Origin of the sequence: Citrobacter sp. Cu096 (assembly GCF_030332285.1) — a bacterium.
Classification (GTDB): domain Bacteria; phylum Pseudomonadota; class Gammaproteobacteria; order Enterobacterales; family Enterobacteriaceae; genus Citrobacter; species Citrobacter meridianamericanus.
In genome coordinates, this window is the sequence record NZ_JAOWID010000026.1 from 46,375 (window position 1) to 71,735 (window position 25,361).

At 53.2% G+C, this 25,361-nt stretch carries 20 protein-coding genes and 1 riboswitch; of the genes, 6 read left to right on the top strand and 14 right to left on the bottom strand.

Annotation, left to right across the window (positions count from 1 at the left end; all coding sequences use genetic code 11):
- Positions 1-17 precede the first annotated feature (17 nt).
- Positions 18-1,007 (bottom strand): GTP 3',8-cyclase MoaA, encoded by a 990-nt coding sequence (gene moaA, locus OGX99_RS11495; protein ID WP_286543598.1) that lies wholly within the window; start codon positions 1,005-1,007, stop codon positions 18-20.
- A riboswitch (molybdenum cofactor riboswitch) is annotated at positions 995-1,140 on the bottom strand. (Overlaps the previous gene by 13 nt.)
- Positions 1,141-1,429: 289 nt before the next feature.
- Between moaA and yvcK the strand changes: the two genes are divergently transcribed.
- Entirely contained in the window at positions 1,430-2,338 is a 909-nt protein-coding gene (yvcK, locus tag OGX99_RS11500) for a uridine diphosphate-N-acetylglucosamine-binding protein YvcK (RefSeq protein ID WP_151219595.1), read from the top strand.
- A gap of 94 nt (positions 2,339-2,432) precedes the next feature.
- Here the strand turns inward: yvcK and uvrB are convergent, their stop codons facing one another.
- Positions 2,433-4,454 carry an excinuclease ABC subunit UvrB gene (gene uvrB, locus OGX99_RS11505; RefSeq protein WP_103768867.1) on the bottom strand — a complete coding sequence of 674 codons (2,022 nt, stop codon included), beginning with the start codon at positions 4,452-4,454 and terminating at the stop codon, positions 2,433-2,435.
- Between the two features lie 769 nt (positions 4,455-5,223).
- Between uvrB and OGX99_RS11510 the strand changes: the two genes are divergently transcribed.
- Positions 5,224-5,946: an ABC transporter ATP-binding protein gene (locus OGX99_RS11510; protein WP_210904856.1), complete on the top strand. Its 723-nt coding sequence runs from the start codon at positions 5,224-5,226 to the stop codon at positions 5,944-5,946.
- On the opposite strand, the gene bioD is transcribed toward OGX99_RS11510, so the two are convergent.
- Genes bioD through bioB form a run of 4 tightly spaced genes read right to left on the bottom strand, consistent with a single transcriptional unit; the run spans position 5,912 to position 9,536 of the window.
- Complete coding sequence (gene bioD / locus OGX99_RS11515) at positions 5,912-6,610, bottom strand: dethiobiotin synthase (protein ID WP_151219593.1); 699 nt, start codon at positions 6,608-6,610, stop codon at positions 5,912-5,914. The two genes, OGX99_RS11510 and bioD, sit on opposite strands and share 35 nt — an antisense overlap.
- Positions 6,603-7,358, bottom strand: coding sequence for a malonyl-ACP O-methyltransferase BioC (gene bioC / locus OGX99_RS11520; RefSeq protein ID WP_286543605.1), 756 nt, complete (start codon positions 7,356-7,358; stop codon positions 6,603-6,605). Before bioC ends, bioD begins: the two co-directional genes overlap by 8 nt.
- Complete coding sequence (gene bioF / locus OGX99_RS11525) at positions 7,345-8,499, bottom strand: 8-amino-7-oxononanoate synthase (RefSeq protein ID WP_286543608.1); 1,155 nt, start codon at positions 8,497-8,499, stop codon at positions 7,345-7,347. Before bioF ends, bioC begins: the two co-directional genes overlap by 14 nt.
- Positions 8,496-9,536: a biotin synthase BioB gene (gene bioB / locus OGX99_RS11530; protein ID WP_187252763.1), complete on the bottom strand. Its 1,041-nt coding sequence runs from the start codon at positions 9,534-9,536 to the stop codon at positions 8,496-8,498. The genes bioF and bioB overlap by 4 nt, the downstream gene beginning before the upstream one ends.
- 76 nt (positions 9,537-9,612) lie before the next feature.
- On the opposite strand from bioB, the gene bioA reads away from it, so the two are divergent.
- Together bioA and OGX99_RS11540 are read left to right on the top strand one after the other, a co-directional pair.
- Positions 9,613-10,902 (top strand): adenosylmethionine--8-amino-7-oxononanoate transaminase, encoded by a 1,290-nt coding sequence (gene bioA, locus OGX99_RS11535; protein WP_286543611.1) that lies wholly within the window; start codon positions 9,613-9,615, stop codon positions 10,900-10,902.
- A 57-nt stretch (positions 10,903-10,959) separates the two neighbouring features.
- The gene (locus OGX99_RS11540; RefSeq protein WP_151219588.1) at positions 10,960-11,436 is read left to right on the top strand and encodes a kinase inhibitor; all 477 of its coding nucleotides are present in this window, start codon (positions 10,960-10,962) and stop codon (positions 11,434-11,436) included.
- A 39-nt stretch (positions 11,437-11,475) separates the two neighbouring features.
- On the opposite strand, the gene hutH is transcribed toward OGX99_RS11540, so the two are convergent.
- The 5 genes from hutH to hutI all read right to left on the bottom strand — a co-directional run bounded on the left by hutH (position 11,476) and on the right by hutI (position 17,766).
- Complete coding sequence (gene hutH, locus OGX99_RS11545) at positions 11,476-12,996, bottom strand: histidine ammonia-lyase (RefSeq protein ID WP_278238553.1); 1,521 nt, start codon at positions 12,994-12,996, stop codon at positions 11,476-11,478.
- 1 nt (position 12,997) lies between these two features.
- Positions 12,998-14,683, bottom strand: coding sequence for a urocanate hydratase (gene hutU / locus OGX99_RS11550; RefSeq protein WP_286543616.1), 1,686 nt, complete (start codon positions 14,681-14,683; stop codon positions 12,998-13,000).
- A gap of 137 nt (positions 14,684-14,820) precedes the next feature.
- Complete coding sequence (locus tag OGX99_RS11555; protein ID WP_187252766.1) at positions 14,821-15,540, bottom strand: histidine utilization repressor; 720 nt, start codon at positions 15,538-15,540, stop codon at positions 14,821-14,823.
- A 64-nt stretch (positions 15,541-15,604) separates the two neighbouring features.
- A complete protein-coding gene (gene hutG / locus OGX99_RS11560; RefSeq protein ID WP_286543619.1) occupies positions 15,605-16,546 on the bottom strand; it encodes a formimidoylglutamase in 942 nt (313 codons plus the stop codon).
- Positions 16,543-17,766, bottom strand: a complete 1,224-nt coding sequence (hutI, locus tag OGX99_RS11565; RefSeq protein WP_286543622.1) for an imidazolonepropionase — start codon at positions 17,764-17,766, stop codon at positions 16,543-16,545. Before hutI ends, hutG begins: the two co-directional genes overlap by 4 nt.
- A gap of 223 nt (positions 17,767-17,989) precedes the next feature.
- Here hutI and OGX99_RS11570 point away from each other — a divergent pair, with 223 nt between their 5' ends.
- Positions 17,990-19,273, top strand: coding sequence for a putative acyl-CoA thioester hydrolase (locus OGX99_RS11570; protein ID WP_286543624.1), 1,284 nt, complete (start codon positions 17,990-17,992; stop codon positions 19,271-19,273).
- A gap of 53 nt (positions 19,274-19,326) precedes the next feature.
- Here the strand turns inward: OGX99_RS11570 and OGX99_RS11575 are convergent, their stop codons facing one another.
- From OGX99_RS11575 to OGX99_RS11585, 3 genes are all read right to left on the bottom strand, one after another.
- Entirely contained in the window at positions 19,327-21,588 is a 2,262-nt protein-coding gene (locus tag OGX99_RS11575) for a hydratase (protein WP_151219582.1), read from the bottom strand.
- Between the two features lie 63 nt (positions 21,589-21,651).
- Positions 21,652-23,085 carry an anion permease gene (locus tag OGX99_RS11580; protein ID WP_286543628.1) on the bottom strand — a complete coding sequence of 478 codons (1,434 nt, stop codon included), beginning with the start codon at positions 23,083-23,085 and terminating at the stop codon, positions 21,652-21,654.
- 82 nt (positions 23,086-23,167) lie between these two features.
- A complete protein-coding gene (locus OGX99_RS11585) occupies positions 23,168-24,220 on the bottom strand; it encodes a 4-oxalomesaconate tautomerase (RefSeq protein ID WP_286543632.1) in 1,053 nt (350 codons plus the stop codon).
- A gap of 178 nt (positions 24,221-24,398) precedes the next feature.
- Here OGX99_RS11585 and OGX99_RS11590 point away from each other — a divergent pair, with 178 nt between their 5' ends.
- Positions 24,399-25,349 carry a LysR family transcriptional regulator gene (locus tag OGX99_RS11590; RefSeq protein WP_187260168.1) on the top strand — a complete coding sequence of 317 codons (951 nt, stop codon included), beginning with the start codon at positions 24,399-24,401 and terminating at the stop codon, positions 25,347-25,349.
- Positions 25,350-25,361: the final 12 nt, after the last annotated feature.

Below are 25,361 nucleotides of genomic sequence, written 5' to 3' on the forward strand. Positions count from 1 at the left end.
AAAACTCCTTTTAGCGATCAGCCGCCAATGTAAGATAAGTTTTGCGTAATACCGGTATTGTTCTGATGTAAGAAATGGGTCTGTTTTTTCTCCAGCAGCGCAGCTGAAATGCGTTCTTCCAGCGCCGACTGCTGAGCGTCATCTTCCAGCAAATCACGCAGGCTAACGCCACCTTCACCGAATAAACACAGATGAAGCTTACCGACAGAGGAAACGCGTAGACGGTTGCAGGTAGAGCAGAAGTCTTTCTCATAAGGCATGATCAGACCAATTTCGCCAACATAGTCAGGATGGCAGAAAACCTGAGCCGGGCCGTCGCTGCGCTGTCGGATCTGATGAATCCAGCCGCGGCGCAGCAGCTCATCGCGCAGTACCTGGCCGGAGATATGGTGTTTACGGAAGAGCGAGCTGCCCTCGCCTGTTTCCATCAGTTCAATAAAACGCAGTTGGATCGGCCGTGGTTGGATCCAGGCCAGGAAGGTGTCCAGCTGATGATGGTTTACGTCGCGCATCAGCACGGTGTTGACTTTCACTTTTTCAAAACCCGCATCAAAGGCGGCGTCAATACCTGCCATCACCTGCTGAAACTTGTCCTGCCCGGTAATGGCATGAAACTGACGGGCATCCAGGCTGTCGACGCTGACGTTTAGCGCGGTTAGCCCGGCATCGCGCCAGACGGCGGCATCGCGCGCCAGACGATAACCATTGGTGGTCACCGCAATCTGACGGATGGCGTCGTTTTCACGCACGGCGGCGATGATGTCGGTAAAGTCGCGACGCAATGAAGGTTCGCCACCTGTCAGACGCACTTTCTCCGTTCCCAGACTGGCGAACGCACGCGTGACACGACGAATTTCATCAACGGTTAAAAAGCCGTTATTGGTGACCCCGCCGGGCTTATAGCCATCCGGCAGGCAGTAGGTGCAACGAAAGTTACACACATCTGTAATCGACAAACGTAAGTAGTAAAACTTACGCGCGAAAGCATCGGTAAGTTGAGAGCCCATGTACACCTTTCCAAATACGGGAGACGTAGTCATTTCTTCCTGCGCCCTGGTGACAAACTTATTCAAGTATTGTCACGGCCAAAGCACCGTATCATTTGACCCAGGTGCAGAGGCTAGAGTGTTTATACTCGTCATACTTCGAGTACATTGTGGTTATGCCGATACTAGCGTGTAAATGACGCTTTTGCCATGTACACTTTCGCTATATAAATATGTATATAGCGACGCGATCGTGCATTTTCGCTACAGAATAAGCAAAAACCATAGTTTTGCATTGATATACATCATCTTGCCGTCAGGTCGATATCGTCAGAAAGGGGTAGATCGCAGATAATAAATTTCGCCAGATGCCAACTGGATAATTGCTGAAAACACGCTATTTACGGTACTGTAGCGCCGATCAATTGATATCAGGAAACTCTATGCGCACTCGCACCCTGGCAGATTTGGACCGCGTTGTCGCTCTCGGCGGAGGGCATGGATTAGGACGCGTTCTTTCCTCACTTTCCCCTTTAGGCTCACGCCTGACGGGTATCGTCACCACGACCGATAACGGCGGCTCGACAGGCCGTATTCGTCGCTCTGAAGGCGGGATCGCCTGGGGAGACATGCGTAACTGTCTCAACCAGTTAATTACCCAGCCCAGCGTCGCATCCGCTATGTTTGAGTATCGTTTTGGCGGAAATGGCGAACTTTCCGGGCATAACCTCGGAAATCTGATGTTAAAGGCACTCGATCACCTCAGCGTGCGGCCTTTAGAAGCCATCAATTTAATTCGTAACCTGCTGAAGGTCGATGCGCATTTAATTCCGATGTCGGAGCTGCCAGTGGATCTGATGGCTATCGACGATCAGGGGCATGAAGTCTATGGCGAAGTGAATATCGATCAGCTCACTATCCCTCCTCAGGAGCTGATGCTGTCGCCAAAAGTCCCCACCACGCGGGAAGCGGTTGAAGCTATCGCCGAAGCGGATTTGATTCTGATAGGGCCAGGCAGTTTTTACACCAGTCTGATGCCGATCCTGCTGCTCGACGATCTGGCGCAGGCGTTACGTCGCACGCCGGCCCCGATGGTCTACATCGGTAATCTCGGCCGCGAGTTAAGCCTGCCAGCAGCCAGCTTGACACTCAACGATAAGCTGGCAATCATTGAACAGTATGTTGGCAAGAAAGTGATTGATGCCGTAGTTGTGGGCCCGAAAGTGGATGTTTCCACCGTTACCAATCGCGTTGTCATTCAGGAAGTGCTGGAAGCCAGCGATATTCCCTACCGCCATGATCGCCAGCTATTGCATAGCGCGCTGGAAAAAGCGGTACAGGCGTTAGGCTGAGCGAATTTGCCTGATGGCGCTGACGCTTATCAGGCATACACAACCTTGACGTTTCCAGGCCGGATGACAGGTCTCCCCCACCTTCAACATCGCGTTAAGACGCCGCGATAAACAGCTCGCGCAACTGATGCAACTGGTCGCGGATCGTCGCGGCCTCTTCAAATTCAAGATTCTGCGCATGCTGCATCATTTGTCCTTCCAGCTCGTGAATCTTCTGCTGCAGCGCTTTTGGCGTCATATCCAGTTCGACAACCTCAGACTTCGCACCTGCGCGTGACTTCCCTTTGCCTTTCGCCTTGGTCTTCGCAATATTCTGACCCAGCGCCAGAATATCGACCACTTTCTTATTCAGCCCCTGCGGCGTAATGCCGTGTTCTTCGTTGTAAAGCTGCTGTTTCTCACGACGACGTTCAGTTTCACCAATCGCTTTGGCCATTGAGGCGGTAATTTTGTCGCCGTAAAGAATAGCCTTACCGTTGATGTTACGCGCCGCACGACCAATGGTCTGGATCAGCGAACGTTCAGAACGCAGGAACCCTTCTTTGTCTGCGTCCAGAATCGCCACCAGCGAGACTTCAGGCATGTCCAGACCCTCACGTAACAGGTTGATACCCACCAGCACGTCAAACTCGCCCAGACGCAGGTCACGAATGATTTCCATGCGTTCCACGGTATCGATGTCAGAGTGCAGATAGCGCACCCGCTCACCGTGTTCTTCGAGATATTCGGTGAGGTCCTCCGCCATGCGTTTGGTGAGCGTAGTGACCAGCACACGTTCGTTAATCGCCGCACGGGTGCGGATCTCCGACAGCAGATCGTCAACCTGCGTCGCCACCGGACGCACTTCAATGACCGGATCCAACAGGCCGGTTGGTCGTACTACCTGATCGACCACTTCATCACCAGATTTCTCCAGCTCATAGTTACCCGGCGTCGCTGAAACGTAGATGGTTTGTGGAGCCAACGCCTCAAACTCTTCAAATTTGAGCGGACGGTTATCCAGCGCCGAGGGCAGACGGAATCCGTATTCGACCAGGGTCTCTTTACGCGCCCGGTCTCCGCGATACATGCCGCCAATTTGCGGGATTGTGACGTGGGATTCATCCACCACCAGAAGACCGTCGGCAGGCAGGTAATCAAACAGCGTCGGCGGCGGCTCACCGGGGCCACGCCCGGACAGATAGCGGGAGTAGTTTTCAATCCCCGAGCAGTAACCCAGCTCATTCATCATTTCCAAATCGAACTGTGTACGCTGGCTTAACCGCTGTTCTTCCAACAATTTGTTATTTGCCAACAGAATTTTACGCCGCTCTGCCAGCTCAACTTTGATTTCTTCCATCGCCTGCACGATACGTTCGCGCGGCGTCACGTAGTGCGTTTTAGGATAGATGGTGTAGCGCGAAATCGTGGATTCGACCTGCCCGGTGAGCGGGTCAAACAGCGATAAGCGTTCAACCTCTTCATCAAACAGTTCCACACGCAGCGCGATGTCGTCGGATTCAGCCGGGAAAATGTCGATCACTTCACCACGCACACGGAAGGTCCCGCGCTGAAATGCCTGATCGTTGCGGGTGTATTGCAGTTCCGCAAGGCGGCGCAGGATCGCGCGTTGATCGATAATCATCCCTACCGTCAGATGCAGCATCATCTTCAGGTACAGATCCGGATCGCCCAAACCATAGATAGCGGAAACGGAGGCCACGACGACGACATCCCGACGCTCCAGCAGCGCTTTGGTTGCCGACAGGCGCATCTGCTCAATATGTTCGTTGACCGAAGCATCTTTCTCGATGAAGGTGTCAGAACTGGGTACGTAGGCTTCCGGCTGATAATAGTCGTAGTAAGAGACGAAATACTCCACCGCGTTATCCGGGAAGAACTCTTTCATCTCACCGTACAGCTGAGCAGCAAGCGTCTTATTGGGGGCCAGCACCATGGTAGGACGCTGCAAGTCCGCAATCACGTTAGCGATGGTGAATGTTTTCCCAGACCCCGTCACCCCCAGTAGCGTCTGATGCGCCAGACCATCCTCCAGCCCTTCTTCCAGACGGCGAATTGCCTCAGGCTGATCGCCAGAGGGTTTAAAAGCGGAATTAAGTTTGAACGGTTTACTCATGAGCAGCTACCTGAAGCAATGGGCGGGCAGGTGTGTAATTTTACTCGCAGTGGTATATTTTGCCAGTAAAAAATACTGGATGAAAAAACAGTAACACGCCAGAATATTTCTGATACGCCATCTGAACGAGCGTGACTACAGGCTAAAATTTGGCCAGAGACAAGATAAAACACCAGTAAAAACGTGTTATCCCCAAAGCAATGACTTTTTTAACATTTGTCAAGCTACCCGATGAAAGTTTTGTGGCAACACATGACACTTCTGCGACAGCCATTGCTTTTATCTAACTTTCTGTAATTTAATGATTATTATCACAAGCCGTCTTTCGCATCAATTTAGTCGCAACCCGCGTCTTCTCTCGCTTACATTGTGTTTTCTAACTCTAATACACAAGGTTATCCACAGGAATAGTGGATAACTGCCTCCAGCCCGTATGGACTGTAGCCTGGCAAAAACACCCTGACTTTCTTTTCCGCAGGCATAAAAAAAAATTATCGCTATTTTTTGATATTTATCAGCTAACGAAGCAACCTGGAATGGCCGGGATCTTGCTCGCATTTTCATCATTTTCCTGCCTGCACCATCACGATACCGCCAGGCACTGGCAATGTGCACAAAACAGCCCTTCCCATCTGATGAACCGGACTTTTTTGCGTTTTTAGTATGCTATCACGCTGTTTCTACCACGAATCCCGCTTCTGGCAAGAGAATTGCAGGTTTCTTCCGACGACCTGTTAGTGGGGCCGATAACATCATGATGGAGAAATCTATGTTGAGTCTTCGCGCAGTGAATCACTATTACGGCAATCAACACTCATTGTGGGATGTGGATCTCGACCTGCTGCCCGGCAAATGTACTGGCGTGCTGGGGCTTCCGGGGATGGGAAAGACTACGCTTGCCAATTGCATTATCGGCAATTTACCGATTGAAAGCGGAACCATGTTCTGGCATCAGGCTGGCGCACCGCCGCGCGACCTGAGTCCGATTCCGACGGCAAATCGCATTGCGCTGGGTATTAACTACGTCTCACAAGAGAGACGGATTTTTTCACAACTAACGGTCGAGGAAAATCTGCATATTGCGCGTCAGGCGGTTGAAGAAAGCGAAACGATGAACAGCAGCGATATTTACCGCCTGTTTCCACAGCTTTTCGAACTGCGTCAGGTCAAAGGAGTGGCATTGTCGGAGGAAAATCAGCACCAGCTTGCGCTCGCCAGCGCGCTGGTCACACGCCCGCGCCTGCTGATCCTCGATGAACCCACGCGAGGAAGTGGTCAGGCTTATATCCACAGGCTGGGTAATCTGATTGTCAAGCTAAGCCAGGAACTTGGCATCGCCATTATGCTCGCGGAGCAGAGCCTGCCGTTTATTCGACGGGTCGCCGATTGCTATTGCTTGTTACACCGTGGGCGTAACGTAGCGCAGGGGCAAATAACACCGTTCGGCGACCCGCTAATTAACGACTGGGGGACAACGCAGACAAAGCGCTAAGATCGATATAATGCCCTGTTGATGCCTGCTCCGGCTTTTCTGCCAGCCAGGGAATTTCCCCCAGCAGCGGTGCCGCAAGCACACGCCTGAGCGTCGCCATATATTCTGCATGACGTTTTCCAGGCGGCGTCACATCATTGGCGACCCATCCGGCAAGGGTCAGTCCGGCCTGCTGCACCGCCTGAGCGGTCAGCATGGCGTGATTGATGCAACCAAGCTTAACGCCAACCACCAGAATCACCGGCAGTTGCTCCGCTTTTACCCAGTCAGAAAAACTCAGTGTTGGCGAAAGCGGCGTAAACCATCCGCCCGCGCCTTCTACCAGTACCCATTCAGCCTGCTCTTCCAGCGTGCGTAATCCCGCAGACATCACGGAGGCCTGAATGGGGCGCCCTTCGTCAGCACTGATGATATGCGGTGAAGTAGGTTCCGCGAAGGTATACGGATTGATGGCTGCATAATCCACGGCTACAACGCTATTGCGCTGTAGAGCCAGCGCATCGCTGTTGCGCAGTCCTTCAGCCGTTATTTCACTACCGGACGCCACGGGCTTATAGCCGACGGTTCGTAATCCCAACAACCCCGCCGCCTGGAGCAGCGCGCAGCTGGCAATAGTTTTACCCACTTCGGTGTCTGTCCCGGTGACAAAATACGTGCTAGTCACGTTGAATCACTCCCAAAAATAGATGATAGGTCAGCGGATATCTCCCCTGCTGCTGGGGCCAGGCTAACTGCACCTGGTGCAACTGTGAACGGGTAAGTAAGCGCTGGTCGCGGCCATCATGCAAATGCGTCGCGCCGATGCCTTTCAGCGAGCGCATGGCGCTTAGCGCGTCGTTAAACCACAGCGTGATGGCATGAGACTGGTAGTCAACATTCCAGCCATCCAGGGCGCTTTCCAGCTGTTCCACGGGCAAAAAACGGTTGGCATGCTCCCGGTCATCAACCGCTCGCCACGCCTGACGCAGTTCTGGCATCGAGCCGTGTGCCAGGGTACTAAACGCCACTATCCCGCCCGGGCGTACCACCCGGTACAACTCGCTTAACGCGCCGCGTAAATCGCTACACCACTGCACGGCCAGATTGCTCCAGGCCAGGTCAAAAGTGGCGCTCGCCTGCGGTAGAGCTTCGATATCCGCCAATAAATAGTGATGAGCAACATCGTGACGCTGTGCTTCTGCCAACATTTGCGCCGACAGATCCAGGGCGCTGACTTTGCTCCCCTGCTGCCGCCAGTAACGACTCATACGCCCCGGGCCACAGCCCGCATCCAGCACGTGGTCGAACTGACGACCATCCAGTCGTGCCAGTAACGCATCGGCGCTCTGGCGCTGGAGTTCAGCGTGTTGTTCGTAGAGGGAAGCCGCGCGACCAAACGCGGCGGCAATGGCTTGCTTATCAACCTGCGCCATGCAGCACCTCCAGCAAGCGGTCGATGTCCTGGGGCTCATGCGCCTGGGTCAGCGTGAGACGAAGTCTGGCGGTGCCGACCGGCACGGTGGGTGGACGGATTGCCGTCACCCAGCATCCCTGTTGCCGTAATACCTGCGCCAGTTGCAAGGCTTTATGGTTGTCGCCAACGATCAGCGGCTGAATAGCGCTGTCTGAATGCGCCAGCACTAAATCAGGGGTCGTCATGCCGGCGCGAAAACGCCGGATAAGCATTGTCAGTTTTGCTCTGCGCTCGTCACCTTCACGGCTGCGGATCACTGTCAGCGCAGCGCGTAAAGCCTGAGCCTGCGCCGGAGGCATACTGGTGCTGTATATCAGATGACGGGCAAACTGCAGCAGATAATCGGCCACGCTGTCTGAACACAGGATTGCCGCGCCGCTGACGCCAAATCCCTTCCCGAAGGTCACCACTAACAGCTCAGGTTTCACCTGTTGATGGAAGCATGAACCGCGCCCTTCCTCACCGGTAACGCCTATACCGTGGGCATCATCCACCAGCAGCCATGCGCTTTGCCGCTCAGCCGCCGCGTGGATTTCAGCCAGTGGCGCGCTGTCGCCATCCATGCTGAACACGCCTTCGGTCACCACCAACTGCTGCCCCGGACAGGAGGCAGCCAGCAGACGTTCCAGATGCTGCGCATCGTTGTGGGTAAAGCGACGTAGCACGGCGGGGCTAAGGCTCGCAGCCTCCAGTAGCGAGGCATGGCTGAGTCGGTCGGCGACAATCCGATCCTCTTTGCCCATCAGCGCGGTAATGACCGCCTGATTAGCCGCAAAACCGGAGATGAACAACAGCGCCCGCGAATAGCCCAGCCAGTGGGCCAGTTCTTCTTCCAGCGCCTGATGCGCAACCGAATAACCGCTGACATGACCCGAGCCACCGCTGCCGACCCCAAAACGCTCTGCCCCCTGCTGCCAGGCACAGATAATCTGAGGGTGGTGGCTTAAGCCAAGGTAGTCGTTGCTGGAGAAATTCAGATACCGGCGATCGTCTGCCTGCAGCCAACGACCGGCGCCCTGCGTCACCGCATAGCGCCGACGCAGGGCATCGGCAGAACGACGCAAAGCGAGCGCATCGTCTATTTTTTGCTGCCAGGTCATACGGTTGCCGCGTTGTAGTAATCGTCGGTATCCGGAGTACGCAGCGCCTGTTCCAGACGTTGCTGCTGTTCGTTATCGCCCGCCAGCACCGCCGTTTGTTGCGGATTCAGACCCAGTTTGCGGAACAACAACAGGTCTTTATCTTCGTTCGGGTTCGGGGTGGTCAGCAATTTGCAGCCGTAGAAAATCGAGTTGGCCCCGGCCATAAAGCACATTGCCTGGGTTTGTTCGTTCATCTGCTCGCGTCCGGCAGAAAGACGCACGTACGACGTCGGCATCATGATGCGCGCAATGGCGATAGTACGAATAAAATCAAACGCATCCACATCGTCGTTATCGGCGAGCGGCGTGCCCTTTACTTTCACCAGCATGTTGATGGGAACGCTTTCTGGCGGGGTGGGTAGGTTCGCCAGTTGCAGCAGCAGACCCGCGCGATCGGTGACCGTTTCCCCCAGTCCCACAATCCCGCCGGAGCACACTTTAATGCCCGCCTCACGCACTTTATCCAGCGTATCCAGGCGCTCCTGATACGAACGGGTGGTAATGATATTGCCGTAAAATTCCGGCGAGGTGTCGAGGTTGTGGTTGTAGTAGTCCAGACCCGCATTGGCCAGGCGCTGGGCCTGAGATTCGTCCAGCGTGCCCAGCGTCATACAGGCTTCCAGCCCCAGTTCTTTCACGCCCTGAACCATCTGTTCCAGGTAAGGCATATCGCGTTCGTGAGGATTCTTCCACGCCGCACCCATGCAAAACCGCGTTGAACCGGCTTGTTTCGCCTTACGTGCAGAGTCCAGAACCTGTTCAACTTCCATCAAACGTTCCGTTTCCAGGCCGGTTTTATAGCGGGAACTTTGCGGGCAGTATTTACAATCTTCCGGGCAGGCACCGGTCTTTATCGACAACAATGTACTGACCTGAACCTGCTGCGGATCGAAGTGCTGACGATGAATCTGCTGCGCTTCAAACAGCAGATCCAGCAGCGGTTTTTCAAATAATTCGGTGACTTGCGACATTGTCCAGCGAGAAGAATGAGCCATATTGGTATACGTTTCGTTGTCAGTTTGGTGTAGACTCGTAAACCTAAATCTTTTTAATTTGGTTTACAAGTCGATTATGACAACGGACGATCTTGCGTTTGACCAACGCCATATCTGGCACCCTTACACCTCCATGACCTCCCCGCTGCCGGTTTATCCGGTGGCGCGTGCCGAAGGTTGTGAACTGATATTAGCCAACGGTGAGATGCTGATTGACGGTATGTCATCCTGGTGGGCGGCGATCCACGGTTACAACCATCCACAGTTGAATGCCGCGATGAAAACGCAGATTGATGCTATGTCGCACGTGATGTTTGGCGGCATTACCCATGCCCCGGCCATTGCGCTGTGTCGCCAGTTGGTGGCGATGACGCCAGAGGCGCTGGAGTGCGTTTTTCTCGCGGATTCAGGTTCGGTCGCCGTGGAAGTCGCGATGAAAATGGCACTGCAATACTGGCAGGCCAAAGGCGAATCCCGTCAGCGTTTCCTGACATTTCGTAACGGTTATCACGGCGATACTTTCGGCGCGATGTCGGTCTGCGATCCTGACAACTCAATGCACAGTCTGTGGAAGGGTTATCTGCCGGAGAACCTGTTTGCGCCCGCTCCGCAAAGCCGGATGGGCGGCGAATGGGACGAACTGGATATGGTGCCTTTTGCCCGTCTGATGGCCGCACATCGCCACGAAATTGCGGCGGTGATCCTTGAGCCGATTGTGCAGGGCGCTGGCGGCATGCGCATGTACCATCCTGAGTGGTTAAAGCGCATCCGTAAAATGTGTGACCGGGAAGGCATTTTGCTGATTGCCGATGAAATCGCCACCGGATTTGGTCGCACGGGCAAGCTGTTTGCCTGTGAGCACGCCGATATCACTCCGGACATTTTGTGCCTTGGCAAAGCGTTAACCGGCGGAACGATGACCCTTTCCGCTACCCTGACCACGCGTCAGGTCGCAGAAACCATCAGCAACGGTGAAGCTGGATGTTTTATGCATGGTCCAACTTTCATGGGTAATCCACTGGCCTGCGCCGTCGCCTCCGCCAGCCTGTCGTTACTCCAAACCGGCGAGTGGCGTTCGCAGGTAGCGGCCATAGAAACGCAGCTTCGGACAGAACTCGCCCCGGCGGCAGACTCCGGTTGGGTCGTCGACGTGCGCGTGCTTGGTGCCATCGGCGTCATCGAAACCACGCACCCGGTGAATATGGCCGCGTTGCAAAAATTCTTTGTCGAACAGGGCGTGTGGGTAAGACCGTTTGGTAAGCTCATTTATCTGATGCCGCCGTACATTATCAAGCCCGAACAATTGCGTCGCTTGACCCAGGCCGTCAACGAGGCTGTGCGCAATGCAACATTTTTTAGCGATTAATCAGCGGTAAGCTCTACGGTTTCTGACTACACTTTTTGGCTAACGAGAGGAGTCAGCATGAAACTAATCAGTAACGATTTGCGCGATGGCGAAAAGCTTCCTCATCGCCACGTCTTTAACGGCATGGGGTATGACGGGGATAACATTTCCCCGCATCTGGCCTGGGATGACGTACCCGCTGGGACCAAAAGCTTTGTCGTAACCTGCTACGATCCTGATGCGCCAACCGGCTCCGGCTGGTGGCACTGGCTGGTGGTTAACCTGCCTGCAGATACCCGGGTTTTACCGCAAGGGTACGGCTCAGGGCTGGTTGCGTTGCCGGAAGGCGTACTGCAAACACGCACGGATTTTGGTAAAGCAGGTTATGGTGGCGCCGCGCCGCCGAAAGGTGAAACCCATCGTTATATCTTTACGGTTCATGCGCTGGATGTGGAGCGTCTTGATGTCGATGAGGGCGCCAGCGGCGCGATGGTCGGATTTAATGTCCATTTCCACTCGCTCGCCAGCGCCTCGATTACGGCGATGTTTAGTTAACCTCTGTGCCGGATAAGCGACAGCGTATCCGGCATTGTGTTACAGAAACTCAGGCAACAGTTTCAACAAGGTTCCCTGGGCTAGCAGTTCGGTCGCGCACTCGATATCCGGGGCGAAAAAGCGATCCTGCGTATAGTGGGCAACCTGCGCGCGCAAAGCCAGGCGCGCCTGCTCCAGCAGCGGGCTTGAGGTTAACCCTTCTCGCAGGTCAATCCCCTGACACGCAGCCAGCCATTCTACGGCAATCACGCCGCGCGTATTCGCCGCCATCTCCCATAGTCTGCGGCCCGCCGCTGGCGCCATAGAGACATGATCTTCCTGATTGGCGGAGGTCGGCAGGCTGTCCACGCTGTGCGGATGCGCCAGCGCTTTGTTCTCGCTCGCCAGCGCGGCCGCGGTTACCTGAGCAATCATAAATCCGGAGTTCACTCCGCCGTTTTTCACCAGGAACGGCGGCAACTGCGACATATGTTTGTCCATCATCAGCGCAATACGTCGTTCTGATAACGACCCGATTTCCGCGATCGCCAGCGCCAGATTATCTGCCGCCATCGCCACCGGTTCAGCATGGAAGTTGCCGCCAGAAATGACATCCCCCTCTTCGGCGAACACCAGCGGATTGTCGGAAACCGCGTTGGCTTCGACCAGCAGAACATCCATTGCCTGGCGCATTTGCGTCAGACACGCCCCCATCACCTGCGGCTGACAGCGCAGAGAATACGGATCCTGCACTTTTTCACAGTTATGATGCGACTGTGAAAGTGCGCTGGTGTCGGTCAATACGTGACGGTACAGCGTCGCAGCATCAATCTGCCCACGCTGTCCTCGCGCGGCATGAATACGGGCATCAAACGGACGACGAGAACCCAGCACGGCTTCGGTGGTCAGCGCCCCGCACACCGTTGCAGATGCGAACAGCTCCTGAGCTTCAATTAGTCCGCGCAGCGCAAAGGCGGTGGAAGCCTGAGTACCATTGAGCAGCGCCAGCCCTTCTTTCGCCTCCAGCGTAATTGGCTCCAGCCCGGCCTTTTTCAGCGCTTCAGTTGCCGGAAACCATTCCCCCTGCCAGCGCGCTTTACCTTCGCCCAGCAGCGTCAGAGACATATGCGCAAGCGGCGCCAGGTCGCCCGATGCTCCCACCGAGCCTTTCGCCGGGATAAGCGGATACACTTCGGCATTCACCAGTGCGATCAGCGCATCGATCACGCTCAGACGAATACCGGAAAAACCGCGCGCCAGACTGTTGATTTTCAACACCATAATCAGGCGAACCATGGCGTCATCGAGCGCCTCGCCGACGCCCGCCGCATGGGAAAGCACCAGCGAGCGCTGCAAATTCTGCAAGTCTTCCGTGGCGATACGGGTCTGGGCCAGCAAGCCAAACCCCGTATTAATGCCATACGCCGTGCGGCCTTCAGTGACAATATTATTGACGCAGGCGACGCTGGCGTTGATAGCATCAATCGCGGCAGCATCCAGGCTCAGTTTGACCGGCTGCTGCCAGATGTCGCGTAGTTGCGCAAAGCTCAGATGACCCGGTGTTAATGTCATGGTGTTCATATCAGTGTTTCTCCTGCGTCGCAGCAATCATCGGCAAATTCAGCCCTTCTTCGACGGCGCATTCCACCGCAATGTCATACCCGGCGTCGGCGTGACGCATCACCCCGGTCGCCGGATCGTTGTGTAAGACCCGGGCGATACGCGCAGCGGCTTCATCGGTACCATCACACACAATCACCATCCCGGCATGCTGGGAGAAGCCCATTCCTACCCCGCCACCGTGGTGCAGTGATACCCAGGTCGCGCCACTGGCTGTATTAAGCAGTGCATTCAACAACGGCCAGTCGGATACCGCGTCAGAACCGTCGCGCATGGCTTCAGTTTCGCGGTTTGGGCTGGCAACAGAGCCTGAGTCCAGATGATCGCGGCCAATAACAATCGGCGCGGACACTTCACCGCTACGCACCATCTCGTTAAACGCCAGCCCCAGTTTTTGCCGCCATTCCAGGCCGACCCAGCAGATACGCGCCGGTAAACCCTGGAAATTAATCCGCTCACGCGCCATATCCAGCCAGTGGTGCAGGTGTGTATCGTCAGCCACGATCTCTTTCACTTTGGCATCGGTTTTATAAATATCCTGCGGATCGCCGGAAAGCGCCACCCAACGGAACGGGCCAATGCCGCGACAGAACAACGGTCGAATGTAAGCTGGTACGAAGCCGGGGAAATCAAAAGCGTTTTCCACGCCCATCTCTTTGGCCATCTGGCGAATGTTATTGCCGTAATCAAACGTCGGCACGCCCATTTTGCTAAACGCCAGCATCGCCTCGACGTGTGTTGCCATGGAGCGTTTCGCCGCCTGCACCGTGCCCTGCGGATCGGACACCGCTTTCGCCTGATACTCTTCCCAGCTCCAGCCGGACGGCAGATAACCATGCAGCGGATCGTGGGCGCTGGTCTGGTCGGTGACCATATCCGGGCGCACACCACGTTTCACCAGTTCCGGCAAAACGTCGGCGGCGTTCGCGCACAGCGCAATAGAGACTGCTTTACCCTCGCGGGTGTACTTATCGATACGCGCCAGCGCATCGTCCAGTGATGTCGCCTGCTCGTCCACGTAACGGGTACGCAAACGGAAATCGATCCGGCTCTGCTGGCATTCAATGTTCAGCGAACACGCCCCTGCAAGCGTAGCGGCTAACGGTTGCGCCCCGCCCATGCCACCAAGCCCGGCGGTCAGTACCCAGCGTCCGTTCAGGTTACCCTGATAATGCTGACGACCTGCTTCAACGAAGGTTTCATACGTCCCCTGCACGATGCCCTGGCTGCCGATGTAGATCCAGCTCCCGGCGGTCATCTGACCGTACATCGCCAGTCCTTTGGCATCCAGCTCGTTGAAGTGTTCCCAGGTAGCCCAATGTGGCACCAGGTTGGAGTTGGCAATCAGCACGCGCGGCGCGCTGTCATGGGTTTTGAACACGCCAACCGGTTTACCGGACTGGACCAGCAGCGTCTCATCGGTCTCCAGTTTGATCAACGCGTTGACGATGGCGTCATAGCACTCCCAGTCCCGCGCCGCACGACCGATCCCACCGTAAACCACCAGCTCATGCGGATTTTCTGCCACATCGGGATCAAGATTGTTCATTAACATGCGCAGCGGCGCTTCGGTCAGCCAGCTTTTGGCCGTTAAGGTGGTGCCTCGTGGGGCACGAATATCCTGCTGACGATACTTGCTATGAGACATGGTAGAGCACTCCTCGCGAACGTTCGGACAGATAAGTAACATATACTTGTCTATACAAGCTATCGCAAGGTCCAATTTAACAATTAAGATACAATTTTATTATACTGCGGCAGCAATCACGGTTTTCATCTCCTGGATCAGGACATGAAACGCCCCTGCAGACGATAGCGGGAACCCGGGAACAGCAAACGGGCATGAGAGACAATGGATGACGCGGACCAGGTCTTGCGGCGGATCAGCAGGCAGGGATCATGTTCTTTGATGTTCAGCAGCGCGCACTCTTCGGCGCTGGCGCGAACGGCCTCAACGATATGCTCACCTTCGGTCAAGGGGGCTATCAGTGAAAGGTATGCGTGCGGCGTGGTCTGGCTGTAATCCTGCGCCAGATACTCGGGCACAATTTCGGCATTCACGCAGCGATCTTCAATCTGCACGGGTAGGTTGTTCTCGTAGTGCACCATGACAGAGTGAAAAATGGAGGTGCCCTCTTTGACGTTTAACTCCAAAGCCTGCTGCGCGTTTGCCCGGGTTCTCTCCAGGGTCAGCACCTCACATCGGTGCTGATGCTGACGGGCGTTGATTTCATCCGCGATGCTGCGAATTTCAAACAGCGCGGACTGCCCTTTTGGCTCGGCAACAAACGTCCCTACGCCCTGCAAACGCACCAGTAAACCTTCATCGGTTAGCTCACGCAGCGCCCGGTTGATGGTCATGCGGCTGAAACCATACTGCGCCACCAGCTCTGCCTCAGACGGAATGCGATCGTGAGCTTGCCAGATACCGCTGGCTATCTTTTCGCTGATCTCCTGTTTGACCTTTTCGTAAAAAGGCGCTGGAGCAGAACGGGATGGTTGCATGCGTAAGCCTTCCTTAAGCTGAGAATAAGAGTTGCCAAATGGCAGCGTAACGTTATCAGGCACGTCAGTGCCACCAGTGTGCGATTTGCCAGCCAAGCCGCGCCGCAACGCGCGCCGCGTTGCCATCATCGTCAAAACGGGGATTAAATTCAACCATGTCCACCGCTTGTAATTTACCACTGCGACAAAGCGGCTCAATCAGCCTGAGCAATGTAGACAGCGGTACACCCAGCGCGGCAGGAGCGGACACCGCAGGCATTTCCCAGACCGGCAAAACGTCGAGATCGATAGTCAGATAGATAACGTCGACGCTTGATATGAACTGCGCCATCTGCGCCTGCGCGTTATGACAGTGCAGATCCTCCACCACGGTAACATTGCGTTGCTGCGCTTCATCCCACAACGCCTGAGTGTTGGCGGCGCGGTTAACGCCAAAGCAGGCGTAATGAAATTCACGCTGCTGTGCATCACAGAGCTGAGCCAACTGGCGAAAAGGCGTACCAGAAGTCGCCTGGTCAGCATGACGTAAATCCAGGTGGGCATCGAGGTTAACGATACCTACGGTTGAGCGCGGGAAAGCATCCAGCACACCCGCGCCGTGGGCAAAGGCGGTTTCATGCCCCCCACCCAACACGAAGGTGCGCATTTCAGCCTGCTGGCAGCGTTGCACAGCATGGCGTAACGCCTGCTGCGCGCCCTCGAGATCGGGAGCCTGCGCCACAATATTACCCAGATCCACCAGCCGATCATGACCGTGGTGACTGGCTAAATTTGCCAGCGCTTTGCGCAGTGCATCGGGGGCTCCGGCGGCGCCCGTGCGTCCCTGATTACGTTTCACGCCTTCATCGCAGGCAAATCCCAATAGCGCTATCTGCTCGCGATAGTTTTCAGGGCTAAACGCTGCACTGAGCGTGATGGTCTGAAACAGGCGCAGCGCAGTTGGCGATTCAGCGCGGTCATCACGACCTTGCCAAAGCGCGGGAGAAGCGGGATGCCAGTTCATCATGATGGTTGTCCTCGGAATACGCGCTGGTAGAGTGGGTTACGCCCAGGCTCATACAGGATCTCGACAGGAAGAGTCGCATCCCACACCACAAAATCGGCCACGAACCCGGCCTTCAGTTGTCCGTGAGTGGCATGACGCCCCAGCGCCCGGGCCGCATGGCGAGTTACGCCAGCCCATGCTTCCTCCGGCGTTAAACCAAACTGGACGCAGGCCATGTTCATCGCCCAGTGCAGGCTGATAAATGGGCTGGTGCCGGGGTTGAAATCCGTCGCCACCGCCATTGGGACCTGATATTGACGCAGCAGTTCTACCGGCGGGCGCTGCTGTTCTTTGAGGAAATAGAACGCGCCGGGCAGCAGCACGCCGACCGTGCCGCTTTGGCTCATCGCCGCGACGCCCGCTTCATCCAGATATTCAATATGATCGGCGGATAACCCGTAATAGCGGCTGACCAACTGCGCGCCACCGAGCAGCGACAACTGTTCAACGTGACCCTTAACCGGAATGCCCAACGCCTGTGCGGCCTGAAATACCCGTTCACTCTGCGCGAGGTTAAATCCGACGCTTTCACAGAACAGATCGACGGTCTCAAACAAACCTTGTTCCCACAGCTGCGGCAAAATGGTCTCGCACACCAGCGTAATATAGCCGTCAGGATCATCCCTGAATTCCGCTGGAGTCGCATGCGCAGCCAACAGCGTCGGACTTATTTCCACGATATTTTCCGCCGCCAGCCCCGCCGCCACGCGTAAAATCTTCTCTTCTGTCTGCAAATCCAGACCGTAACCGGATTTAATTTCCAGCAACGTAACGCCTTCGTTGATCAGATGGTCCATCCGCTGATGGGCAACGTGTAAAAGTTGTTCGTCCGTGGCGCTGCGAGTCGCTGATACGGTGGCATTGATCCCCCCGCCCTGGGCGCTTATCTGCTGGTAAGAGGCCCCGTTGAGCCGTTGTTCCCACTCGCCTGCGCGGTTTCCACCAAAGACCAGATGTGTATGGCAGTCAATCAGACCCGGCGTAATCAATCTGCCCTGCATATCAAAGGTATTGTCATGTGTACGGTATAATGAGGATTCCGGCACGATAGCGCGAATTTTGCCCTGACGAATAATCAGCGCATGATCGTCCACCAGCCCATACGGGGTATTACGTTCAGGAACCATGGTCGCCAGGCGGACATTACGCCAGATGGCATCATCAGGGAAAAATTGCTGCATTCCACTCACCACTTGTCATAGGTTGTATAGACATTTATTGAGATCCTGCGGATGTTGTCAACCTGAAGGGCGATAAATGTTATTTAATTGTGACTTCAGAACGCTCCACATCCGCTATTGCTGCTATAAAAAACAACTTTTTACCTTTTCGCCTTTCCGTTTCGCTCAACTTAGTATAAAAAAGCAGGCTTCAATGGATAACTTTCAAAGCCCGGAGCAACCTGTGAATATTTCATCAGTTTCCCGTCTGGCGCTGGCAATGGCTTTTGGCGTGACGCTGACCGCCTGTAGCTCTACACCGCCCGATCAAATTCCTTCCGATCAGAGCGCGCCAGGTACCTCCTCGCGCCCGATTCTGTCGGCCAATGAAGCGAAAAATTTCGTCGCTGCACACTATTTTTCCGCGCTGACGCCAAATACTCAGCCGTGGAGCCCTTCTGCTATTTCTCTGCCTGCGCAACCTGACTTTGTTGTCGGCCCGGCAGGGACTCAGGGCATCACCCATACCAGCATTCAGGCGGCAGTGGATGCGGCAATCATCAAACGTACTAACAAACGTCAGTACATCGCGATTTTGCCAGGTGAATATCAGGGTACGGTTTATATCCCGGCTGCAACGGGTAGCCTGACGCTGTACGGCATGGGCGAAAAACCACTGGATGTGAAAATTGGCCTGGCCATTGACGGTGACATGAGTCCTGCAGACTGGCGCCATGCGGTGAACCCGGGCGGTAAATATATGCCAGGCAAACCGGCGTGGTATATGTTTGATAATTGCCAGAACAAACGCGGCGCGAATATTGGCGTGATGTGTTCTGCTGTCGTCTGGTCGCAGAATAACGGCCTGCAATTGCAGAATCTGACCATCGAAAACAATCTGGGTGACAGCGTTGATGCGGGTAACCACCCGGCCGTTGCGTTGCGTACCGATGGCGATAAAGTGCAGATCAACAAGGTCAACATTCTTGGCCGCCAGAATACGTTTTTCGTGACCAACAGCGGTGTACAAAACCGTCTGGAAAACGATCGTCAACCACGTACGCTGGTAACCAACAGCTACATTGAAGGTGATGTGGATATTGTTTCCGGTCGCGGCGCAGTGGTGTTCGAGAACACCGATTTCCGCGTAGTGAACTCCCGCACACAGAAGGAAGCCTATGTGTTTGCACCGGCTACTCTGTCAAACATCTATTACGGTTTCCTGGCGATTAATAGCCGCTTCACGGCAAGTGGCGATGGCGTGGCACAGTTAGGCCGTTCGCTGGATGTCGATTCGAACACTAATGGTCAGGTCGTTATCCGCGACAGCGTGATCAACGAAGGTTTCAACATGGCCAAACCATGGGGTGACAGTGTTATCGCGAAGCGTCCATTTGCTGGTAATACCGGTGCGGAAAATGACAAAGGTGAAATCCAGCGCAACCTGAACGACACCAACTTCAACCGCATGTGGGAATACAACAACCGCGGCATCGGTAGCAAAGTGGTTGCCGAGCCGAAACAGTAATGCCTGAATAAAAAAAGGTCGCCATATTGACGCTGGCGACCTTTTTTATGGTGTTACACCAAACGCGATTTATTAAAGTTAATCAAACTCCCCGCTTTAATAATTTCACGCTCCTCGGCGGTCAGGCTTTCCATATACAAGCTGATTTCACTCACTGCGCCATCATCATGAAGAACGTACGCTTTTATCTCGCGGCTGCACGCATCCAGCGCACGGCGAATACCAGGAATATAGATATAGTCCCCGACCTCAAAAGAGGGTTTCTCTGCCATTTGTAGCGGTAACATACCCCAGTTGATCACATTGGAACGGTAACGTTTGGTGGCATATTCCTGGGCGATATTTGCCAATCCACCGATCACTCGCTGACAGCTTGCCGCCTGCTCGCGTGCAGAACCATCTCCAGGCTTGACGGCATAAATCATGCTGCCAATCTCAGTCTCCAATGGTTGCATATTTTCCTGACCAGTAATCTGCTGGATGCGTGCGAAAACGGACGCCAGTTCGCTAACGTCACCCGCCTGACGTTGTTTTTCCCGTTCAGCGACCGCCTTGCTTCTGCCAACATAGCCGGGATCGCGTCGGGAAAGTGTAAATTCAGCCAATCCCAAAGGATTGGAACGATACGAAGAGGTTTCTCCGGACGGAATAAGCTCATCCGTCGTTGTCACATCATCAAGGATTTTTGAGGCCACTTTCAGCAGAATATTTTCCGTTAATGCGCCCAGCTCCGGCCAGTCTTTAATATTCGGGCCATAAATGAGCGGCTGCTGCGTGGCCCCTTTGACAAAGCCCTGGTATACGCGGCTCTTATAAGGCGCAGGGTTAAACGCATAGTCTGGCAACGCATCCCAGCAGTCCAGCTCCGTTGCAGCAGTGAGGTATCCCCCGTTGGCGGCCGTTGCCGCTATCGAACGTGCATCCATCAGCGCAACGGCGGACATTTGCCCGTTGCCCGGCTTCGAACCTTCGCGGTTGGGGAAGTTACGCGTGGTATGGCGGATACTAAGACCATTGTTGATTGGCGTATCGCCCGCACCAAAGCATGGGCCACAGAACGCGGTTCTGATGACGGCTCCCGCCCCCAGCAAATCCGCAACGACGCCTTTCTGCGCTAAATCCATAAACACTGGTTGTGAAGAGGGATAGATTGCCAGCGAGAAAGCATCATTGCCACAGGATTGACCACGTAATGCCTGTGCCGCAGCAATCACATTTTCATAGTTGCCTCCCGAGCATCCGGCAATGATACCTTGCTGCACTTTTAAGCGTCCATTCTCCACTTTATCCAGTAACGCCAGGCTGGCTTTACCTTGCGCGATTCGCGCAGATTCAACTTCAATCTCCCGGAGAATATCCGTCAGATTTTCATTGAGTGTAGCAATCTCATAGACATTACTTGGATGAAATGGCAGCGCAATCATCGGCTTAATCGCACTCAGATCGACATAAATGCACCCATCGTACCAGGCCATCGGCTGCGGTTTGAGCGGGCGATAATCCTGTTCGCGACCGTGTAATGCCAGCCAACTGCGAGTGTCATCATCCGTTTGCCAGACGGAGCTTAGACAGGTAGTTTCGGTGGTCATCACATCAACGCTGTTGCGAAAATCCGTTGAAAGATGCCGAATGCCAGGGCCGACAAACTCCATGACCTTATTTTTGACGTAGCCATTTTTAAATACCGCGCCAATGATAGCTAAGGCCACATCCTGGGGACCTACGCCCGCTACAGGCTTGCCGGTCAGATAAACGGCCACAACGCCAGGATAATCAATATCCCAGGTATCGTTTAACAGCTGTTTAACCAGCTCACCGCCCCCTTCCCCCACCGCCATCGAACCTAATGCGCCGTAACGCGTATGGCTGTCTGAACCGAGGATCATTTTGCCGCCACCAGCCATCATTTCGCGCATGTACTGATGGATGACAGCAATATGTGGCGGCACAAAGATTCCGCCGTATCGTTGTGCCGCCGACAGGCCAAACATATGATCGTCACCGTTAATGGTTCCCCCTACCGCGCATAATGAGTTATGGCAGTTGGTCAGAACGTACGGTAATGGAAAGCGCTCCATCCCTGATGCTTTAGCGGTCTGAATAATCCCGACAAAGGTAATATCGTGTGAAGCTAATGAATCAAACTTAATTTTAAGCTTATTCATGTCACCGGACGTATTATGCGCTGAGAGAATCGACCACGCGATAGTTCCTTTTTTCGCCTCTTCTTTACAGATAGACTCAGACACCTCATCCTCAGCGATAATTTCATTATTACCGGAGAGATAAATCCCTTTCTCATATAATTTAATCATTAGATACTCCACATTGCTGTATTCTCACCTGAGCACAGACAACCAATGAACGATGTGATTTAGTTAGAGCATGTCCCAGCCAATCAACATATTCCACCACCAAAGACCCAGCGTAATATGGACGAGGAACGTCAAAAACGTCAGCATTGCGCCAACCAACCACCACGATTTGATGTCGTTATACCCGACGCCAAAAATAACCGGTCCCGCAGCACCGCCATAATGGGTAACCATACCGCCGTAAGAGTTAGAAAAGAGCAATGCCAATGCAGTTAACATCAGTGGAGCCCCGGATACATTCGCCAACATGGCAAATACCGGCATCATGGCCACAATATAGGCGCTACCAGAGGCAAAGAAATAACGAACAATAATGCTCAAAAAAAGAATCACAAAGAACGCAATATTCCCGTGGTTACCAAAGTCGAGGTTATTTTTGAAAAGTTCAGCTAACCAGTCAAAAAACTTCACTTTTGATAACAGAGAACTCAAACCGATTATACCGCCATACCAGATTAAGGTATTCCAACCGCCCTTATTTTTAACCACATCATCCCAGGTAACTACGCCAAATAAGAGCATTGTTCCCATTACGACAATCGCTACCGTAGATTCATCAACACCGAGAGTTTTACTAAAGATCCATCCTAATAGCGCGAGGACGAAAATGCCCAGCAGCATTTTTTCGCGCCCTTTCATTGGCCCTAAATCCTCAAGCCCGGCCTTAGCAATAGTTTTGTTATCTACCTTTTTAATTTCAGGTGGATACATAAAATAAATAACTAATGGCGTCAATAACAGCATGATTAATCCAGGCAGCGCAGCCGCGAGCGCCCATCCCCCCCAGCTCAGCTGCAAGTGACAGATATCGTTGATCATCTTTAATGCCAGAATGTTTCCGGCCATCGCAGTAAAAAACATATAGCTGGTTGTTTTAGTGACCATATACACCGTCATCATCAGGTAATGACCGACGCGACGTGGGCTCTTGTCCGGCTCAGAGCCTAACGCCACCGCAACACTATTGATGATGGGTAATACAATGCCACCCGCGCGCGCCGTATTTGACGGTGTTGCCGGGGCTAATACCAGGTCAAGGAACACAGTCACGTATCCCAGGCCAAGCGTGGTGTTACCTATTTTACCGATCAGAATATAGGCAATGCGCTTACCCAGCCCCGTCGTCACAAAAGCAGCGCTTAAAGTAAACGCAGAGAAAACCAGCCATGTCGTACCGGAAGCATAGCCACTCAGCACGCTGCTGGTTTTAAGTACGCCGCCGCCTAAATTTCCGACAACCACCATTGAGGCGGCAACGGCAATCAATAATACCACCGGTTCAGGAAACGGTTTGATCACCAGCCCGACAATCGCAGCAAGATAAATACCAAAAAGCACCCATGCCAGTTCACTTAATCCCGCAGGGGCAGGAATGAAACCGATAATACAGGGGATGGCTAATATTAATATTAGCTTCCATAATGATTTAACGTTCATTTTTGAGTCCTGGATAATCTGTATATTAAGTACAGAATTCTTTTCGATTTTCCGTAATCACAGCAAAATGAGGTCAATGCTGTCAGGGAAGGTAAACGTCACCAGCGAATATTTTCCTGGCGGTACGAATAACCGAAGCTCTGAGGGTTGCAGGTTCATCCCCTTCATTAGTTAAATGAATATCAAGGGCCCCACCAGGATGTTCTATAGTGATATTCCCGTCATGCGTGCCTGGTGTTACCTGAAGCGTAACAGTACCGTTAATGACACAACTGCTGGCGATCGCTATCGCCCCGGTAATTGCCAGTGCTTTATGGCAAGAGTGCGGCATAAAATAACGAACATTAATTGCGCCACCGTGCTGGGGTGCCGAGATGAGAATAGGTTTAGGGATAACCTTATTGCTGACATCCCCCAGACCCATAGCCTCACCGGCCTGTAAACGAATAGACTCAATGCGCGATAATAATTCGCGGTCTGCATCTAAATCTTGCGCGGATTCATAGCCCGTTTTCCCCAGGTATTCAGCAGGAATAATCACCACTGGTGTCGCCATATCCATACAGGTCACGGGAACGGAGTCGATATAATCAATCTGCTGACCTGTCGGGAAGATTTGCCCAGTTTTAGAACCTGCGGCATTGAGGAACGTCAGCGCAATCGGGGCAGATGTGCCCGGGACACCGTCAATTTTTGATGTTCCTTCATACTCCACAACACCGTTCGGCGTCTGTATATCAGCTTCGATAAACGTGTTGGTGTTTACATTGCGAATACGAACGCGCGTTGTCGGCATTGCGGCATTAATTAGTCCCTTTTCAATAGCAAACGCGCCAACGGCGGAAAGCATATTACCGCAGTTCGGCGTGGTATCGACCCGTTGCTCATGCACCAATACCTGCGCAAATAAATAATCGATATCAGCTTTCGGGTCATTTGAACGACTAATAATCGCGACTTTGCTGGTTAACGGATTGCCACCGCCAATACCGTCTATTTCCAGCGCATTGCCAGAACCCATAATTTTAATCAATACTTCATCACGCAGCTTTTCTTCTTCCGGTAGATCTTGTGCTAATAAAAATGCACCTCTGGAGGTTCCTCCGCGCATCATAACGCAAGGTATTTTTTTCATGATTATGCTCTCAATATTATTTCCACTGAGTACATGGTTGCATGTCATGAATAGGGTGGCTAATGACTTTGTTTACGAGATTAATGATTTATTTTTATTAATTGAAATTTAAGAATTGCAGATACACTGGACGCTTTCATCATAGGCAGGGGCTTCCCCGATTTAGTCCGGAGTCAGAATGAAACACGAATTATCAAGCATGAAGGCGTTTGTCACACTGGCAGAGTCCGATTCTTTTAACAATGCCGCCAAGTTACTTAATATTACGCAACCTGCATTAACACGCAGGATTAAAAAGATGGAAGAGTATTTACACACTCAACTCTTTGAAAGAACAACTCGCAAAGTTACATTAACAAAAGCGGGGGAAAGATTATTACCTGAAGCCAGAGAATTAATTAGAGCCTTAGATGAAACCATTTTTAGCATTAGTGAAATGAATGCTCACCATCATGGCATAGTGACATTGTCTTGTATTCCTACCGCCGTGTTCTATTTCTTACCATTGGCAATCGGGAAATTTAATGAGCTGTATCCCAATATCAAAGTGCGAATTATTGAACAAGGTACGAATAATTGTATGGAATCCGTACTTTGCAACGAGGCTGATTTTGGGATAAACATGAACAACATCACAAATTCCTCTATCGAGTTCACTCCACTGGTTAATGAACCGTTTGTTCTGGCCTGTCGGCGCGACCATCCGCTCGCCAATAAACAGTTGGTAGAATGGCAAGAATTACTGAATTACAAACTGATAGGCGTTCGCTCCTCAAGCGGTAACCGATTATTGATTGAACAATATTTAACTGATAAACCGTGGAAGTTGAACTGGTTTTACGAAGTCCGCCATCTGTCCACCTCGCTGGGCCTGGTTGAGGCGGGATTGGGCGTTTCCGCGTTACCAGGACTTGCCATGCCGCAAACGCCGCATCCAACGCTGATAGGGATCCCCCTGGTTGAGCCTGTCATTAGACGTACGCTGGGGATTATTCGCCGTAAGGACGCTATTCTCTCCCCTCCCGCTGAGCGATTTTTCTCCCTTCTGCTGAATTTATGGTCAGATGACAAAGATAGCCTTTGGACATCCGTTGCTGAATGTCAGGAAAATCTACCGCTCATTAAATAAAAAAAAATCCGC

Coding starts and splice junctions, on each gene's coding strand:
- OGX99_RS11580 (WP_286543628.1), bottom strand. CDS start 23,085: ATGAACGTTAAATCATTATGGAAGCTAATATTAATATTAGCCATCCCC.
- bioA (WP_286543611.1), top strand. CDS start 9,613: ATGACAACGGACGATCTTGCGTTTGACCAACGCCATATCTGGCACCCT.
- OGX99_RS11590 (WP_187260168.1), top strand. CDS start 24,399: ATGAAACACGAATTATCAAGCATGAAGGCGTTTGTCACACTGGCAGAG.
- bioB (WP_187252763.1), bottom strand. CDS start 9,536: ATGGCTCATTCTTCTCGCTGGACAATGTCGCAAGTCACCGAATTATTT.
- bioF (WP_286543608.1), bottom strand. CDS start 8,499: ATGACCTGGCAGCAAAAAATAGACGATGCGCTCGCTTTGCGTCGTTCT.
- OGX99_RS11575 (WP_151219582.1), bottom strand. CDS start 21,588: ATGATTAAATTATATGAGAAAGGGATTTATCTCTCCGGTAATAATGAA.
- hutI (WP_286543622.1), bottom strand. CDS start 17,766: ATGCAGCAATTTTTCCCTGATGATGCCATCTGGCGTAATGTCCGCCTG.
- moaA (WP_286543598.1), bottom strand. CDS start 1,007: ATGGGCTCTCAACTTACCGATGCTTTCGCGCGTAAGTTTTACTACTTA.
- yvcK (WP_151219595.1), top strand. CDS start 1,430: ATGCGCACTCGCACCCTGGCAGATTTGGACCGCGTTGTCGCTCTCGGC.
- bioC (WP_286543605.1), bottom strand. CDS start 7,358: ATGGCGCAGGTTGATAAGCAAGCCATTGCCGCCGCGTTTGGTCGCGCG.
- OGX99_RS11510 (WP_210904856.1), top strand. CDS start 5,224: ATGTTGAGTCTTCGCGCAGTGAATCACTATTACGGCAATCAACACTCA.
- uvrB (WP_103768867.1), bottom strand. CDS start 4,454: ATGAGTAAACCGTTCAAACTTAATTCCGCTTTTAAACCCTCTGGCGAT.
- OGX99_RS11540 (WP_151219588.1), top strand. CDS start 10,960: ATGAAACTAATCAGTAACGATTTGCGCGATGGCGAAAAGCTTCCTCAT.
- hutG (WP_286543619.1), bottom strand. CDS start 16,546: ATGATGAACTGGCATCCCGCTTCTCCCGCGCTTTGGCAAGGTCGTGAT.
- hutH (WP_278238553.1), bottom strand. CDS start 12,996: ATGAACACCATGACATTAACACCGGGTCATCTGAGCTTTGCGCAACTA.
- OGX99_RS11555 (WP_187252766.1), bottom strand. CDS start 15,540: ATGCAACCATCCCGTTCTGCTCCAGCGCCTTTTTACGAAAAGGTCAAA.
- hutU (WP_286543616.1), bottom strand. CDS start 14,683: ATGTCTCATAGCAAGTATCGTCAGCAGGATATTCGTGCCCCACGAGGC.
- OGX99_RS11585 (WP_286543632.1), bottom strand. CDS start 24,220: ATGAAAAAAATACCTTGCGTTATGATGCGCGGAGGAACCTCCAGAGGT.